The following is a 16489-nucleotide window of genomic DNA, read 5'->3' as shown; positions in this document are numbered from 1 at the left end:
TGCAACGTGACCGATGGCGAGGTGTCAGCGCACGGCGGCGCCAGACACTGCCGTTACGATGTATTTCTGGAAGAACAGGTAGAGAACGAGGATCGGGGCACCGGCGAAAACCGCCTGCGACATCAGGAAGCCGAGACCTTCCGACTGCGCAAAGTTCGTCTGCGACGAGGCAATTCCGATCGTCAGCGTATACATTTCCTTCTTGGTGCCGGAGATCAGCGGCCAGAGGTAATCGTTCCAGGCGCCAAGGAAGGTGAAGATGCCGAGCGTCGCCTGGGCGGGAACTGTCAACGGCAGGAGAACCTTCCAGAAGATCTTGAAACGGCTGGCGTTGTCCAAAAGCGCCGCCTCATCAAGTTCCTTTGGGATGGCCCGGAAATACTGCGTCATCAAGAACACGCCAAAGGGCGCCGACAATCCCGGCAGGATCAGGCCGTGATAGGTGTTGTGAAACTTCAACCAGCTGAAAATCTGATGACGAGCGATAAGCACCGCCTGCTCAGGGATCGCAAGTCCGAGCAAGACAATGATGAAGAGGGTGTTGCGGAACGGAAAGTTCAGCCGTGCAAAGCCATAGCCTGCAAGCGACGAGAGGATCAGCGTGAAGATCGTCAAGCCGCCGGCAACGATGATGCTGTTCAAGATCCAGCGGAACACCGAGGAGGTCGCCAGGATATTGATATAGTTGTTGATCGTGTAAGGAGCACGGAAGACGGAATTCATGTCCGCCATCAGCTCCTTGTTGTCCTTGATGGACAACCCGATCACCCACAGCACCGGCGCCATCATGATCAGTGCGCACACAAGTGCCAGGAGAAGGATCACGCGATCGCCGGTCGAGCGGCCGACCATGTTTCCACCGGATAAGGCGCTCATCCTTCTTCTCCTTTGCGACGCGAGATGAAGTACTGCGCCATCGCGGCAATCAGGATCAGGATGAAGAGAATCTCGGAAGCGGCCGCACCAAGACCGAGGTCCCACTGCCTGAACGCAGCTTCATAGATGTAAAGCACGATCGGCTTCGACACGTTGTTCGGGCCTCCGAGCGTCATCAGTTTTGCCTGACCAAAGAGCTGGAACTGCAGCACGACCTGGATGATCAGGACGAGCACGAAAGTCCGCCGGATCGAAGGGAGCGTGATGTACCGGAGTGTTCGCCAGCGGTTGGCATTGTCGAGGGCCGCGGCTTCGTAGAGTTCTGCCGGCACCTGTTGCAATGCCGAGAGAAAGAGCATCATTGGCAAGCCGATACACCACCAGACGGTCGCGATCGCGATGCCGATCATGGCGAGGTTCGGATCGGAGAGAAAGGCCGGCGCAGGCACGCCGAACCAACCGTAGATGGTGGCAAGCAGACCGAAATTACCGATGAAGACAATGCGCCATATCAATGTGACGATCGTCACGGACAGGACGGAGGACGAGAAGTAGACGGCCCGCAGCGCGGCTGCCATTTTCGTCTTTCGGTTCAGGGCGAGCGCCAGAAGCAGACCCAAGATGGCAAGTGTGGGAACTGTCAAAAGCACGAAGTAGAACGTATTGCCGACGGCCTGAATGAAGACCTTGTCGTTAAACAGCCTGGTATAATTGCCGAGGCCGACAAAACGGCCAGTCCCAAATGCGTCGGCCTTGTGAAGGCTGAGCCAGATGCCCCAAAACAGCGGAACGACAAGCAAGGTCACGAAAAAGAACAGGTAAGGCGCGACGAAGAGAGCGTTTCGCCAGAGCGGCGCATTGATATTTTGCACCTTTTGCCTCGCCGAGGCGCGGGTCACAGATCTGGCCGATGAAAGGGCCGCCTCAGCCATGGCCGACCTCCTCATTGTGCCAGGCGTGGCCGGCATCGTCGAAAAGGTGCGTGCGGGTTCCGTCGAGGTTAAGAGCCACCTCATCACCGATCGCAACCCGGCTGTTGCCGATATCCTCGGCAACGACAACGCTGCCATCCTTGAGACGGGTGTACAGAAGCGTGCGGTCGCCGAGGCGCTCCAGCACATCCACTTTGCCCGTCGTCGTCGCAGCAGCGCCGTCGCCAAGCTTGACCGCCTCGGCCCGGATGCCGAGAGAGAGTTCGCCGGCCTTAACCCCGCTCGCCCGGATCATGGTCTGCAATTTTGTTCCGTCCGGCAGCTTTGCGCGCAGAAAGCCATTTTCTTCCGTCACCCCGACCTTGAGGAAGTTCATCGTCGGCGAGCCGACAAAGGTGGCGACGAAACGGCTTGCCGGACGGGAATAAATCTCCATCGGCGTTCCGATCTGCTCGATCTTGCGATTGTTCATCACGACGATGCGATCGGCCAACGTCATGGCCTCGATCTGGTCGTGCGTGACGAAGATCATTGTCGATCTGACCCGGTGGCGCAGCTGTGCAAGCTCGACACGGGTGCGAACGCGCAGCGCAGCATCGAGGTTCGACAACGGCTCGTCGAACAAAAAGGCCTTTGGTTCCTTGACGATCGCGCGGCCAATGGCGACGCGCTGGCGCTGGCCGCCGGAAAGCTGGCCGGGCTTGCGCTCCAGGAGATGGGCAATCTCGAGCATGCGAGCCGCCTCGGCGATACGTTGAGAGATCACATCGGCAGAAACGTTGATGTTGCGTAGTCCGAAGGCCATGTTGTCGGCCACCGTCATATGCGGATAAAGCGCGTAGGACTGGAACACCATGGCGATGTCGCGCTGGCCGGGCGGAAGCGTATCGATGCGCTCGCCATTGATCGAAATCGTGCCGTCGTCCACGCTTTCAAGGCCCGCGATCATGCGAAGAAGCGTAGACTTGCCGCAGCCGGAAGGGCCAAGAAAGACCATGAACTCGTTCGCCTTGATCGACAGCGACAGGCCATCAAGGACAGTCATCGAACCATAGCGCTTGGTGACATTCTGGATTTCGATGTTGGCGGTCATCCGACTGCTCCTGGATTGCAGTCAGAACCCGAAATGCCGATATGGATACCAGAATGACACAACTCCACCAAGACAGCATCCACGATCAGAAGTGGAGCCCCCTCAGTCAGTGATGGTGCCAAAACAGAAGCGCTTGCTCCCATCTTTTCCTCCCAGTGGCACGTCAAGACAGGTGCTGACGTTAAATCATACCATTGCATTGTCAACATATCGTTTGATATGTATCAGAAATCAGGATTCATATTACGCTTGCAGACGGATCATCCGATAGGAGAGCGGGGCAATCCTTGCCTTGAGCTTGCCGTCGACGAAGCTTGAACCGGTTGCCGCCTTCGGCACGACGTTGCTGGGCTTGTCGGCGGTGTTCGTGATGTTGAGATCGCTGTGGGCAAGGACCTGATCGTCGATGACCCGCAAGGCGCCGAATTCAAGCAGGCCTGCGTCGAGATCGAGCGGCTCCGTGCCATGGCGGTTGACGATAAAGAAGGTCACGGTCTTCTTGTCCGCATCATGAACCGCAGACACGTCGAGGTAAGGAACGTCGCCAAGGTCATCGACCGTGTAGGTCGGGCTGTCGACCATCAGCTTGAGCGCCGTTCCGCGTCCATAGACGGAAGCGAAATAGTAGGGATAGAAGATCGTCTGGCGCCATGCCGGACCACCCGGGACGGTCATGATCGGGGCGATGACGTTGACGAGCTGTGCCAGGCAGGCAATCTTGACCACATCCGCCCGATTGATGAAGGTGTTGAGGATGCAGCCAACCTGCAGGACGTCCTCGAAGTTATAGTCATCCTCCAGCAGTGCGGGCGCATGCGGCCAACCGTTCGCACCGGCAAGCGTTGCCTTGTCGCGTTCCTTGGAGTGGTACCAGACATTCCATTCGTCGAACGAGATGTACACATTTTTGGATGAGCGCTTCTTCGCCTTGACGTAGTCGATCACGCCGGCGACCGTGCCGATGTAATTGTCGAGTTCGATGCTGCGGGCGAGATAGTTGGCGGTGTTCTTGGCGCGATTTTCAAAGTACATGTGCAACGAGATGTAGTCGACCTCATTGTAGGTGTGGTCGAGCACCGTCGCTTCCCATTCCGGATAGGTCGGCATGTGCGCGTTTGACGAACCGCAGACGACGAGTTCGAGCGAGCTGTCGAAGGCGCGCATGGCCTTGGCGGTCTCATGGGCCAGCCGGCCATACTCGTCCGCCCTCTTGTGGCCGATCTGCCAGGGGCCGTCCATCTCGTTGCCGAGGCACCAGAGTTTGACATCCCAGGGCTCGCTGCGGCCGTTGGCAATGCGCTTGTCGCTCCACTCACTGCCGCCGGAATGATTGACATATTCGAGGAAGTTGCGCGCTTCATCAAGACCGCGTGAGCCGAGGTTGACCGCAAGCATCATCTCGGTGTTGGCCGACGTGCACCAATCGGCAAACTCGTGGATGCCGACCTGGTTGCTCTCGCAGGTGTGCCAGGCAAGATCGAGGCGTGTCGGGCGACTTTCCTTGGGACCGATGCCGTCTTCCCAATTGTAGGCAGACACGAAATTCCCACCGGGGTAGCGCACGATCGGAACGTTCAGCTCCTTGACGAGCTCGATGACATCCTTGCGCATGCCGTTTTCGTCAGCGCTCGCATGACCAGGCTCGTAGATGCCGGTATAGACAGCACGGCCGAGATGCTCGATGAACGAGCCATACAGGCGCGGATCGATCTCCGAGATCGTGTATTTGCTATGCGCTGTGACCGCCGCCTTCATGTCATCCTCCACTATATCGTCTTTTGTGATTTGTATCACAATTTGAGATCAATAAAGCGGAAGCACGGGAGCTGGTCAAGCGTAAAGTTCAGAAATCCGGATAGACTTACCGGGTCTTCAGCCGCAGCAGAATGTCCTGATCATAGTTGCCGAAGCCGCGACCAAAGATGTTGATGCCACCAGGATGTTTGGCGTCGTCGCGCACACCGATCCGCAGGCGCACCGAATGGTGCTCATCGAGCTTCAGATCGGCAAGCGTGACATCGGAAATGCGCAAACCATCGACGAAGGCGCCATCATCGTTGATGCGGAAGTTCTTCAACTTGCCGTACTGCGAGCCCTTCAGCTTCCACCAGTCAGGCGTGAAGACCCCCCGTTTGTCGCCGAAATCCCCTGGCGACGTCCAGGTTCCGATATCGGCACCGTTGACCGTGAGGGTGATGTCGGAGGGCCAGTCGGCGCTGGTCCCAGGAACCTCTGAGCTTAACTCCATGACGAATTCGATCTCGCGAATGCTGGTGTTCGTCAGTCGCGCGTTATTGGGGAACTGATACTCGACGTGGCCTCGCGTGAACCAGATGAGCCCCGCTTTCATGCGATCCGGATCGAGGAAGGTATTGGGAACGTCGAGGAGCCCAATGATACCGTCGGCTGAACACAGGCCACAAGGCGCCGTCACTTCGAAACTCGTATAGAGACCAAGCGGCATCGACACCTCGATCGCGTCCGGTTCGGTTTCCTTGATTTCATTCTTGAAGACGACGAGAATCTCGTCATAGACGCTACGGCAGACCTTCTGGTTGCCCTTGCGTGCCTTTTGCGTCTCGGTACGGATCAGCCCGGCCTCTTCCAGCATCTGGACATTGGTCGAGACGCTCGACTGCGGCAGATCAAGGATCTCAGCGATTTCATTGACGTTCAGCGCCCCCTTCTCGTGCAAAAGCTTCAGCACGGCGACGCGAGCCGGCGATGCGAGCCCCTTGAGGATAGGCATCCCCTCTTCGGGGTCGACGACAAGAAAATTGCGGCTCATGGGGCTCCGATCTGCGACGGGATAGTCTCTGTTCTATATCAGAAAATGTGATGTTATCAATTGGTGATCGGTGGAGGTAAAAGCGATTGGCTGGCGTTGCAGGGAACGCGTCCGCGGTGGGCGTCAAGGTCCTCCCGCGCTGACCTTGGACATAAGGACCAGGTGGATGAGAACAGCCGCCACTGGGCCTTACCTGAAATCCGTCAACGTGGATCGACGAAGACGAGCACCGTCTTGAGCACGGCTCATCGATTTCAGGCTGGCCTTAACACGGTGCCAATGAACTGCGACCATTGCGATGAGCGCTTGGACGACTGAAGAGAATAGTTGCAGAGCGACGCGTTTCGCGCCCCGAACCGGTATTTCCGACGAGCCACACTAGGTCGGGGAGCGCAGAAATGCGCTAGCCGCTGACCACCTGAAGGGCCTTATCCGAGTGAAACCGTGCTATTCCTTTGCCGCTCGATTTGGCCAGGTAGAGCGCTTGATCGGCCTTCTGCAGGAGAGCGGCGCTTTCTTGCCCGTCGGTGGGCGAGACTGCGATGCCAATGCTGACACCGATTTCGACGACCGTGTCAGCGACCCTATAGGGCGATCGCAAGGTTTCGATGATCCTGCTTGCACGTGTGCGCAACTCGTCCTGGTTGGTCAGCCCTGGCATCACCACGACAAATTCGTCGCCGCCGAGACGGGCTGCAGTATCCTGCTCACGAAGAAGCGACCGCAGGCGCTGCGCGACCTGACAGAGAAGCTCATCGCCGGCCGCATGGCCGTGCCCGTCATTGATCGCTTTGAAGCCGTCCAGATCGAGATACATGAGGGCTACGCCCGGCTGGCGGCTTTTCAGGTGGCCGACGAGGCGATCGAGGCGATCAAGCAGCAGCAGGCGATTGGGCAAGCCTGTCAGTGCGTCGCGCATGGCGCGAGCCTCGCTGCTGCGGATCAGCCGTGCAGCCTCTCCCGAATAGCGAAGCACGACTATCGACAGGGCCACGAAGGCACACAGAGTGAGAACAAGAACCGGCCCGGCTGTTCGCAAAAGCGCATCACCGGGACGCACAGGATCCCAAGCCAGATAGCGGGCCGTCGCCCGTATCTCGTCCGAAATGCGTATCCGCGCACGTGGATCAACACTCCCGTCATCGATATCAGCGGCCCTCAGATTGGGCAGCAGATACGTGTGGCCGAGGTCAGCCAGACGGGCTCCGTTCAAGACGTCGACGAACACGATCAGATAGCCGGTATCCTGCGATCGTGCCTTGTCATCAAAGGGGCGCAAGGGTGCTACCGCCACCATTGCAAGCTCGTTTCCTGCAGTCACAAGGCCAGATGTGGAACTGACGTGATCGCCCGCACGATTGCGCGCAAGTATTTCGTTGAAGCCGTTCGAAAGAAGCGACCGGGCATCCACAGTGCCGCCTTTGCCATCGACGTAGGAGTAGAGAGTACGATTTTCCGGGTCCAGGACGAAAGACATGGCCAGGCCGTAATTCTGGGCGCCGGCCTGGCCGATATTGCCGTCGACCCAGGAAAAATCGAAGCGATCGACGATCGCCTCCACAGCCTCGTCCCAATGACCGTAGTCTGCGGCTCCCTTGGCGAGGGCTTCGCCGTGGACGTCAACTGCAGCGCGGGCCAATCGCGCCTGTTCGCCAATCGCGGCCTTCGTCTGATAGTCAGCGAGCCAGATCAAACCGCCAGCCGAACCAACGAGCAGCAAGGCGATCAGCAGGGCAAGCGGCAGAATGACCTTGAAGAAGAATTGCCGGGTGGCATCGATTTGTCGGGGCATTTTTCTCAACGAACAGCATTTCTTGCGTGGAATGGCGCCGAGCAATTCCACAAACCCGGCGCTCTGGGCTTGGGTGACCGCCCGCCTTTAATGATGACCTATGCACGCGCTCAATTTAGAAGTCGTGAAGAAAGAGCCTCGGTTTCGATCTTTCTTGGATCAATTTCGATGAGATTGGCACGAGCCAGTGCAAATTGCTTCGGGCGGGCGCAGTTCCAATCCCTCTTGTTGTCGGTGACCGCCACCAATCGTTAGCGCCGGCGGCCCGCGCCGCCGCTGGTCGCCTGATCCGTCGCAAATACCTCAACAAGACAAATACCCACGGACATCGGAAGCTCGATGATGGAGGCGATATGGGAAGACTGCATAGGTGATGATAGGTGATGCCGAAGATTGCACGGGACGCGCGCCGGAGCAGTCGGCGATCCCTGCGCCGGTCCAGACGGAGGGTGGCGGGGCGAGTTTGTCGCTAAAGCCTGCGCATTGAACCCGTCTGTTGGAATCAGACGTAGGCGACCCGCTCTCCGAAGTCGCTGTCTTCGTCAAAGTTCTTGGTTCCGATGCGGTCGCCTTCACCAGAGAGTGTGGGCTGCAGGGCTCCGCCCTGCTGTCGGGAGGCTGCATTCGAAGACTTCTCCAGCTTGGCCAATTTTGCCTCAAGCGTTGAAATGTCGCTTTGCAGCGTTTGAGCTTCGTTCGGATCCTTCGTGCTGGCAAGTTCGGCCTTCTTGCTGGCGATTTCCTGCTTGATGCTCGCGGCATCGTCCGAGGAAGAGGAAGAAGTTGATGTCGAAAGCAATGTCGTCGATGCCGACGAATTCGAAATAGCGGTGACCATACGACCCTCCTTACAGGCGACTTGTACCTGTCTACTTCGCCCTGCCTTACCAGCAAGTAAAAAATGGTACCATTGGGTACCGTTTTTTGCGCAAGGTGATCTAGTGGAATTGCGATCACGCATTTACCGTCATGATTGTCAGGCGCGCGTCACAACATGGCGGAAGCCATCGGCTCTGTCGCCGCACATCACTCATGCGCGCGCCGGCCGACGTTTTTCCAACAAAGTCCTCGTCAATGAGCGACCGGAAATGCTTTATGGAATTCCGTGTATTCCACCCGGATGCGATGGTTAGAACAGCAGTCGCGCGGCGTTTTCGTCTTAGCTTGGCGGATCGTACACGCCGGGCGCAGGCCAAGGGATCGTGCCCGAAGAGCGCAAAGTCAAAAAAGGCTATTCCGCCCATTCCACGTCTGCGGTAAAGGCAATGGTCAGCCAGCGATTAGCACTCTCGTCGCCGATCGCTTCACCGATTTCATCGCGCAGCGCATCCCACTCCTCGACCGTCTTCGGCGGCAGCCCCCCGGGAACGATAAAGTAAAGCTCGATCTGCGTCGCTCGGCCGACGCGGGCGACATAGGCGCGATAGGAGAGGAAGCCGAGGCGGCGCACCGTCTCCGACGCAACGCGATCGACATGGTCCCTCAGGTCCACCGGCGCGATCAGCAGGATTTCCGTAAGCGCCTTCCAGACGGTACCGATTGGAAGCGGGATCATCACTAGGCTGACAAGCGCCAGGACGACCGGGTCGACATAGTTTGCGACCCAGGCAGCGGGCGTCGGCAAAACGGCAAGTCCGATGAGAAACGCAATCAGCAATGCGAGCGCAATCCCGCCGGACATGATCCAGGCCGTGATATCGAGCGATATGAAATTCGATCGCAGGCGGCGGTTCAGCCTGATGCCCATTCCGGCCATGGCCATACAGACGAGCAATGTCACCGCGGAATAGGCGATCGCAACACCGAAATGCAGCTCGTGACCGCCATTGAGGATATTGATGATCGCGTTGATGAGCGCATAGACCGCCACCGTCATGAGCAGGCAGCCGTTGAGCATGAGGACGATCGGCTCCAGATGCCAGAACCCCATGGTGAAGCGGTTGCGAATTCTGCCAGAGAGGGCATCGGTCTGCGCCGACTTGACGATCAGGCTCGAAACCCATAGCGCAAGGCCCGTCATTGCTGCGTCCGCCAGCGAATAGACGCCGTCGAAGGCGATGGAAAACGAGCCCGACAATATGCCGAAGACGACACCGAGGCCGGCGACCACGACCGTGGCCGCGATCGAGACGCGTAAAAAACCCTGCTCACTCCACATCCGCATCTCCCCCACCGTCCCGGTGCTGAACCGCGTCATCCTATCATTTCCGGATCAATCCTCGGTGTGATCGCCCCTCGATTTCGATGCACCCGCTTGCGCCGCTCCACAGTGTAGGCCAGATCCGCCGCCGGCGGTTCCAGGGCGGCAAACTCGGTCTGCACAACTGACGGCACTGTTGAGAGATTGTCAGTCGCGTTGTCGACAAGGATCAGCACCTCAACGCCGTCGACTGCTTCGAGCGCCTTCGTCAGACCCTCCGTTGCAGCGAAATGCCTTGCGCGGACTATCCACACCGCTGGCCGAAGCATTCCCGGCCACATGCCCGCTACAGAAGGAGAAGATGGCTCTAGGCCACCTCCCCCTCGTTTGCCATCCGCGGCTGCAGGTGATGCAGATAATCGACTGCGCGCTGGGCATGGGCGGCGGCGGCGAAGATCGCGCGCTTGTCACCATCGAGTACCTTTAGCCAGCTGTCGATGTAGCTCGCATGATCGGGACGTGGTTCAAGTTCGGGAACGACGCCGAGGTCGGCGCAGAGGAAGCAGCTGCCGAGTTCGGCGACAAGCTCTTCGCGGGCACGCTCGCTCCGGTCCTTCGCATAGCGGCTGAGATCACGATCGAGCCGGTCCTTTGCCGCCGTCCAATGGGTCATCTCGTGACTGAGGATGGCAACGTAGGAAGCGTCGTTTCTGAAATCATCAAAGGATGGCATCTGGATATAGTCGTGGGCAGGCACATAATAGGCCGACGACCCACCGTGGCGGATCAGCGCGCCGGTACTTGCAAAGAAGCGACCGGCATCGCCAATCCGGTCAAATGGGTGTGACGGGGTTGTGGTCTCCTGAAACCGCCCGTCAAGACCCGTGATCTGATCGGCATTGAAGACCGTGTATGCTTTCATGAACGGGATATCGTGTTCGACGTCCTCGCCAGTTTCGGCGCTTTTTGCGCGGATGAACGAACTGGCAAAGACGACTGTCGTACCGGTCTCGCCCTTGCGGACTGCGCCACCGTATTCCAGCGCCTGGCGAAAGGTCATCCAGGTGGCCGATGAGAAACCGCGTGCGATTGCCTCGCACCAGAGAATGAGGACGTTGATGCCAGAATACGGCTCGCCATTGTGGCGAAGTGGCCTTGAGACGCGATCTGACGGGCAGGCCGTTTGCCAGGGCTGCGTCCAGGGTCTGACACCTTGCTCAAGTTCGGCGATGATCTTGTCGGTGATGCGGCTGTAGAGATCGGACCGTTTAGTTGGCTGCCCCGTCATGTTCAAACCTCCGTTCGAGGTCGCGACCATCGCGACCTGCTACGGCGGTCCGAAAGCCGGGCTGCAAGCGCTGGCCCGCACCCGATAGGGCCGAAACGAAAGTGGAGGACGGCAGGCCGTTGCGGGGCAGCGCGAGCCCGGCAGGACCCAAAGCCGGTGCAGGACGCGAAGCGCAGGCATCACCGCGATGTTCAACGGCAGGCAGGCCATTCGGACGTGGTCGCGCCGGCTGCGTTACCGCCAAAGCTGGTCGATGGCGGCTGCCCTCACCACCCGCAATTGCCTCGGCAAAATGGGACGGCGCAAGCTGAACCCCATGCGGCCGCTCGACACTTAAGGGGCTCGATGCGTTCAGCGCGCCATTGTCTCATCGCTGCGAGACGATGCTGCAGCCGCTGCCCCGAAATCGACGGCGACGGCGCGACCGCGGCGCGGCCATGGTCGAATGGATATCGGCTGAGGGTTCTGGCGCATGCCAAGGAAACATCGAACGAGCTGCTGCGGGAGCCGATCGCTTCACTTCGATGACGCGCGAATTGTCGAACGCTTCGGGCTTCTCGGCCTGACCGCCCGGGGCGATACGCTCCGGAAACTCGACCAAGCACTGTTCAGACTGGGCTCGATCGGCCTGCCGCCCGAGCTCGTAAGAACCCGCTGCGGTTTCCACATCATGACGGTCGCCAGCCGCATCCTCGGCAGAATGCTCCCCTTCGCGTTCGCCCGGGACCACATCGCCGAGCGCCTGCCCGCCGGCCAGACTGATATTACCGGCGTCGATCTCGACGCGAGTGCGTCGCCGCTTGTGCAATGACCCAAGGCTTGATGAGCTGCCGCCCTTTAAGTTTGACGCCCCCCGGAGCTCGCCATCAATCGAACAGCCCATCGTTACCGGCAGTACGGCCTTACTGGACAAGCCGGATGGCGCCGGGACTGTTGATCTGGTTATCGGCCAGTTCCTGCTTGCAATCCAGCTTGAACGTGCTGTTGCCGATCATGGTGATCTCCTGGGCGATGATGCGGACGCATTCGCCGCCCGTCCCGCCATTGCCGGCGTATTGGACTTCCTGGGCCGCCGGCATGTAGATGATGCCGTTAAGATGCGAGCTGCTGTTCCCGTTGATGACCGCGGCAGCTGTGTTGCTCCGGTCGGCGACGATCGAGAACCCGGCCCATGCGCCCGATGTCGCAGCGGTGACGTTGAAGGTCGAGCCGCCATGGATGTCGATTGAGGCACCGTTCAGAAGGAAGAAGGTGACCTGATCGCCGGTGATGACCGACTGGCTGGCGAACTTCAAAGTGCCGCCGTCGATGATGTAGTTGCCGGGCTGCAGCTTCACATTGCCCTTGATTTCGAGGCCGGCATAGGTCCCAGGCTTCAGCGTCACGGCATATCCTGCGGCAGGCTTGTTTGGCGTCTTGCCGGTACCATTGCAGGTACCGCCGCCACCGCCACCGCCGACAAAGTTCTGTCCGCATCCGGACAGATCCACGGCTTGTCCGGCTGCAGGCATTGTCTTGCGCTTGAACGGGTCAATGGCCACTGAGCTTCCTTCATGCGCATGGCCGCAGGCGAGAGTCGTGCTGTTTGGCGACGCCGAGACCTTACCCGGCGTATAAAGACATTCCGTCTTCAAGGTTCCCGACCCGCCGACATAGATGGCTTCATTGCTGCTTGAGTTTGCGGTGATTGTGCAGCCGGATGTGTCGACCGTGGAACTGCCGCTGACCTCGAACGCGCGGTCAGCCGTCCGATTGAGCGCCAGGATGCAAGCTTCCCCGCCCGTCTGGTAAGACGCACTGCTGTGGCGGGAGATGGGAAACGACAAGCGGGTCAGGAACACCGGCTGGTAATCAAACGAATAGTTGGCCGCTGCCGTTATCTGCTGTCCCGCCTCCGTATAGAGGATATTGATAGACGAGGGCACCGCCGCGGCGGCTTGCCCGTTGCCTTGTGAGTGGTCCCAGTTGCCGAAGAACGTATCGTTTGCCACCTGGGTGGCTTCCGCCTCGGTTTGGCCTTCGCCGTAAAGCCGCACCGCCCTCAGCGCGGCGCTGTCCAACGCCTCCTGCAGCTTGTCAGCCTCGAAACCGGCATTGGTGTAGTCGACTGCAACTGAGGCGGCCGCGAGCAGCGGCACCATTGCCAGCGCAGTCAAGACTGCGAAGTTGCCGTCATTGTTGCGAAGAAATCGATGGGCATGCCGACTGAGAAATTCAAGCATCTTTGCGTCCCTGATCCGATACGGCCACGGGAGCCACATTATTATATAGTGATATAAAGATTGATTGCTTGAACCATTCGAATTCTACTTATCCTCGAAATAGAGTCCACCCGCCGGCAAGGAGCTGGCATGGAAGCTTGTCCAGCCTATTGAGGTTGGCCTCTTCGGCAAGGACAGCTTCGGTCGCCTTTACCGATAAGAGTTTGTTTCGCTTCGCAGCCGCAGCACAAAAAAAGTCCCGCGGCGACGCCGCGGGACCTCATGTGGCCGTGACCGGGAGAGAGATGGTCAGGCGGCCTGAACCTTGCGGCCACTGCGAGCCCATGCCGGTAGCCAGTCGCCGTGGGCGGCGAGCATCTCGTCGACCATTGACCAGATCTGGTCGAGGTCGAGTTCTGCCGCCGTATGCGGGTCCATCATCGCCGCATGGTAGATGTGCTCGCGATTTTCGGTCATCAGCGCCTGGACCGTCAATTCCTGGACGTTGATGTTGGTGCGGATCAGCGCCGTCAGCTGGGGCGGCAGGTCGCCGATGAAGGTCGGCTGGATGCCGGATGCGTCTACGAGGCAAGGCACTTCAGCAGCACAGTTAGAAGGTAGCGATGTGATGCAGCCATTGTTGCGGACGTTGCCGTAGATTACGGAGGGTTCGCCCGTCCAGACCGAATTGATGATCGACGAGGCATACTCCTTCGATTGCTTCACCTCGATCTTGTCGGCCGAGCGATAGGCTTGCGCCTGCCCCTTCCAGCGCTCGATCTGCTCGATGCAGCGCTTCGGATATTCGTCGAGCGGGATCCCGAACTTCTCGATCAGATCCTCGCGACCTTCCTTGATGAAGTAGGGCGTGTACTCGGCAAAATGCTCCGAGCTCTCGGTCACGAAATAGCCGAGACGGGTCAGCATCTCGTAGCGCACCTTGTTCGGGCAGCGCGGATTCCAGCCAGGCTTCGGTGCGCGGCCTTCGCGGTAGGCGCGCACCAGTTCCGGATAAAGATCCTTGTAGGTACCGTCCGCCTGGCGATGCTCGAACTTCAGGTAAAACGCCATGTGGTTGATGCCGGCAGAGCGGTAGCGGATTTCCTCGTAGGGAATGTCGAGGTCGTGGGCGAGTTCCATCGCGGTGCCCTGCACCGAGTGGCAAAGGCCGACCTGCTTGATAGCGGGGTATTTTTCCGCAATCGCCCAGGTGTTGATCGCCATCGGGTTGACATATTGCAGCATGATCGCCTCGGGGCAGACGGCAAGCATGTCCTCGCAGATCTTCCAGAGATGCGGCACGGTGCGCAGGCCGCGCATGATGCCGCCGACGCCGAGCGTATCGGCAATCGTCTGGCGCAGGCCGAACTTCTTCGGGATCTCGAAGTCGGTAACCGTGCAGGGCTCGTAACCGCCGATCTGGAAGGCAACGACGACGAAGTCGGCGCCATCAAGCGCCTTGCGCTGGTCGGAATAGGTCTCTGCCTTGGCATTGACCCCAAGCGTGGAGATCAGCTTGTTGACGACAATCGCGCTTTCTTCCAGGCGCTGCGGATTGATGTCCATCAACGCGATTGTCGCACCCGACAGCGCCGGGCGCTGCAACACGTCGCCGATGATGTTCTTCATGAAGACGGTGGAGCCTGCTCCGATAAATGTGATCTTGGGATTTCTTGCCATTATAACCTCCGGCATGTGCAATCAGGCTACCTCGAAAGCGGCTTTGACGAGCCGTTCCGTGTAGGCGGTCTTGGGATTGGTGAGAACTTCGTTGACGGGCCCCTCTTCCATGATCTTACCGTGCTGCATAACGATCACCCGGTGGCAGAGGGCGCGCACGACCTTGAGGTCATGCGAGATGAAGAGATAGCTGAGGCCGCGTTCGTCCTGCAGCTTGCGCAGCAGTTCGATGATCTGGGCCTGGACAGACAGGTCAAGCGCCGACGTCGGCTCATCCAGCAGGATGAATTCAGGCTCCAGCGCAATTGCACGAGCGATGGCGATGCGCTGCCGCTGCCCCCCGGAAAACTCGTGCGGAAAGCGTGACAGGATATTGCCGGGCATACCGGCCGCTATGAGCGCCTCGCGAACGCGATCGAGCCGTTCTGCCCTGGTCGCGCCGAGTTGGTTGACGATCAATCCCTCCGCGATGATCTGGCCGATCGTCATGCGTGGGTTGAGCGACGAGAACGGGTCCTGAAAGACGACCTGCATGCGCGAACGCAGTGGCCGCATCTCGGAGCGCGATTTGCCATGGATCGGCGCCTTGTCGAAGAAGATCTCGCCTCCGTCCGGCTCGTTCAGTCGAATGAGGGCCTGTCCGAAGGTCGTCTTGCCGGAACCAGACTCACCGACAAGCCCCAGCGTTTCGTGTCGGCGAAGCGTCAGGTTCAGGCTGTCGACTGCAACCAGTTCCTTCAGTTGCGGTCTAAAGAAGGTGCCATGCCGCATCATGAACGAGACGCGTACGTTGCGCGCATCGAGGATGACATCGGACCCTTCCGGCAACGGATTGGCCTGGCCGCGCGGCTCCGAGCCGAGAAGGTGCTTGGTGTAGGCATGCTGGGGATTGGCAAAGAGCTGTTCGGTCGTATTGTGCTCGCGCATTTCACCATGCTGCATGACATAGACATAGTCGGAGAACTTGCGCACGACCGTGAGATCGTGGGTGATGAGGATCACCGCCATGCGCAGTTCCGTCTGCAGGTTGCGAATGAGATTGAGGATCTGGGCCTGCACGGTCACGTCGAGCGCCGTCGTCGGCTCGTCCGCAATCAAAACGTCGGGATCGTTGGCAAGGGCCATGGCGATCATCACGCGCTGGCGCTGTCCGCCCGACAACTGATGTGGATACTGCATCAGGCGCGCTTCGGGATCGGGAATCTGAACGTGCTTCAAGAGCTCAAGCGCCCTCGCCTCGGCCTGGCTTCGGCTAACCTTGCGGTGGACGCGGATCGCTTCGACGATCTGGCTACCGATGGTGTAGATCGGGTTCAGCGAACTCATCGGTTCCTGGAAGATCATCGAGATCCGATCACCCCGCAGTTTGCGGCGCTGACGCTCCGAAAATGACAGGATGTTGTTGCCGTCATATTGGACGCTCGACTTGTCGGAGACGGTGGCACGTTTCGACAAAAGCCCCATGACAGTGCGGGCCGTCACGGATTTACCGGAGCCGGATTCGCCAACAATGGCAATGGTTTCCCCGCGGTAAAGCTGGAAGGAAATGTCCTTTACCGCATCGACGATACCGTGCTCGACCTTGAATTTGACGCCGATGTTGCGTGCGTCGATAACGGGTTTTTCCAAATGCGCCTCGTGGTCGTGACGAAGGGGCGGCGCGAAGGAATTGACGAGTGAGAGTGCCATCTTCATCACC

14 protein-coding genes are annotated in these 16489 nt (G+C 59.1%); 1 reads left to right on the top strand and 13 read right to left on the bottom strand.

The window, feature by feature from the left end:
* Nucleotides 1–24 precede the first annotated feature (24 nt).
* From NBG89_RS24910 to NBG89_RS24865, 10 genes are all read right to left on the bottom strand, one after another.
* A complete protein-coding gene (locus NBG89_RS24910) occupies nucleotides 25–876 on the bottom strand; it encodes a carbohydrate ABC transporter permease (protein ID WP_431323003.1) in 852 nt (283 codons plus the stop codon).
* On the bottom strand, nucleotides 873–1808 hold the full coding sequence (locus tag NBG89_RS24905; RefSeq protein ID WP_431323002.1) for a carbohydrate ABC transporter permease: 936 nt from the start codon (nucleotides 1806–1808) through the stop codon (nucleotides 873–875). Before NBG89_RS24905 ends, NBG89_RS24910 begins: the two co-directional genes overlap by 4 nt.
* The gene (locus NBG89_RS24900; protein ID WP_431323001.1) at nucleotides 1801–2901 is read right to left on the bottom strand and encodes an ABC transporter ATP-binding protein; all 1101 of its coding nucleotides are present in this window, start codon (nucleotides 2899–2901) and stop codon (nucleotides 1801–1803) included. The genes NBG89_RS24905 and NBG89_RS24900 overlap by 8 nt, the downstream gene beginning before the upstream one ends.
* Nucleotides 2902–3144: 243 nt before the next feature.
* A complete protein-coding gene (locus tag NBG89_RS24895) occupies nucleotides 3145–4656 on the bottom strand; it encodes an alpha-N-arabinofuranosidase (RefSeq protein ID WP_431323000.1) in 1512 nt (503 codons plus the stop codon).
* Nucleotides 4657–4762: 106 nt separating this feature from the next.
* On the bottom strand, nucleotides 4763–5689 hold the full coding sequence (locus tag NBG89_RS24890) for an ArsR/SmtB family transcription factor (protein ID WP_431322999.1): 927 nt from the start codon (nucleotides 5687–5689) through the stop codon (nucleotides 4763–4765).
* Between the two features lie 403 nt (nucleotides 5690–6092).
* Nucleotides 6093–7481: a diguanylate cyclase domain-containing protein gene (locus NBG89_RS24885; protein ID WP_431322998.1), complete on the bottom strand. Its 1389-nt coding sequence runs from the start codon at nucleotides 7479–7481 to the stop codon at nucleotides 6093–6095.
* 502 nt (nucleotides 7482–7983) lie between these two features.
* Nucleotides 7984–8319, bottom strand: a complete 336-nt coding sequence (locus NBG89_RS24880) for a hypothetical protein (protein ID WP_431322997.1) — start codon at nucleotides 8317–8319, stop codon at nucleotides 7984–7986.
* Between the two features lie 393 nt (nucleotides 8320–8712).
* On the bottom strand, nucleotides 8713–9639 hold the full coding sequence (locus NBG89_RS24875) for a cation diffusion facilitator family transporter (protein WP_431324545.1): 927 nt from the start codon (nucleotides 9637–9639) through the stop codon (nucleotides 8713–8715).
* Between the two features lie 35 nt (nucleotides 9640–9674).
* On the bottom strand, nucleotides 9675–9950 hold the full coding sequence (locus tag NBG89_RS24870; RefSeq protein WP_431322996.1) for a hypothetical protein: 276 nt from the start codon (nucleotides 9948–9950) through the stop codon (nucleotides 9675–9677).
* 38 nt (nucleotides 9951–9988) lie between these two features.
* A complete protein-coding gene (locus NBG89_RS24865) occupies nucleotides 9989–10909 on the bottom strand; it encodes an ArdC family protein (RefSeq protein WP_431322995.1) in 921 nt (306 codons plus the stop codon).
* Nucleotides 10910–11381: 472 nt separating this feature from the next.
* On the opposite strand from NBG89_RS24865, the gene NBG89_RS24860 reads away from it, so the two are divergent.
* Complete coding sequence (locus NBG89_RS24860; RefSeq protein ID WP_431322994.1) at nucleotides 11382–11720, top strand: peptidylprolyl isomerase; 339 nt, start codon at nucleotides 11382–11384, stop codon at nucleotides 11718–11720.
* A gap of 91 nt (nucleotides 11721–11811) precedes the next feature.
* On the opposite strand, the gene NBG89_RS24855 is transcribed toward NBG89_RS24860, so the two are convergent.
* The 3 genes from NBG89_RS24855 to NBG89_RS24845 all read right to left on the bottom strand — a co-directional run bounded on the left by NBG89_RS24855 (nucleotide 11812) and on the right by NBG89_RS24845 (nucleotide 16479).
* Complete coding sequence (locus NBG89_RS24855; RefSeq protein WP_431322993.1) at nucleotides 11812–13131, bottom strand: TadE/TadG family type IV pilus assembly protein; 1320 nt, start codon at nucleotides 13129–13131, stop codon at nucleotides 11812–11814.
* A 288-nt stretch (nucleotides 13132–13419) separates the two neighbouring features.
* A complete protein-coding gene (locus NBG89_RS24850) occupies nucleotides 13420–14790 on the bottom strand; it encodes an alpha-glucosidase/alpha-galactosidase (RefSeq protein ID WP_431322992.1) in 1371 nt (456 codons plus the stop codon).
* A 21-nt stretch (nucleotides 14791–14811) separates the two neighbouring features.
* A complete protein-coding gene (locus NBG89_RS24845; protein WP_431322991.1) occupies nucleotides 14812–16479 on the bottom strand; it encodes an ABC transporter ATP-binding protein in 1668 nt (555 codons plus the stop codon).
* Nucleotides 16480–16489: the final 10 nt, after the last annotated feature.

The sequence above is a fragment of the Rhizobium sp. YTU87027 genome (genome assembly GCF_050644135.1).
Lineage (GTDB): Bacteria > Pseudomonadota > Alphaproteobacteria > Rhizobiales > Rhizobiaceae > Rhizobium.
This window is presented reverse-complemented; position numbering and strand designations above follow the sequence as displayed.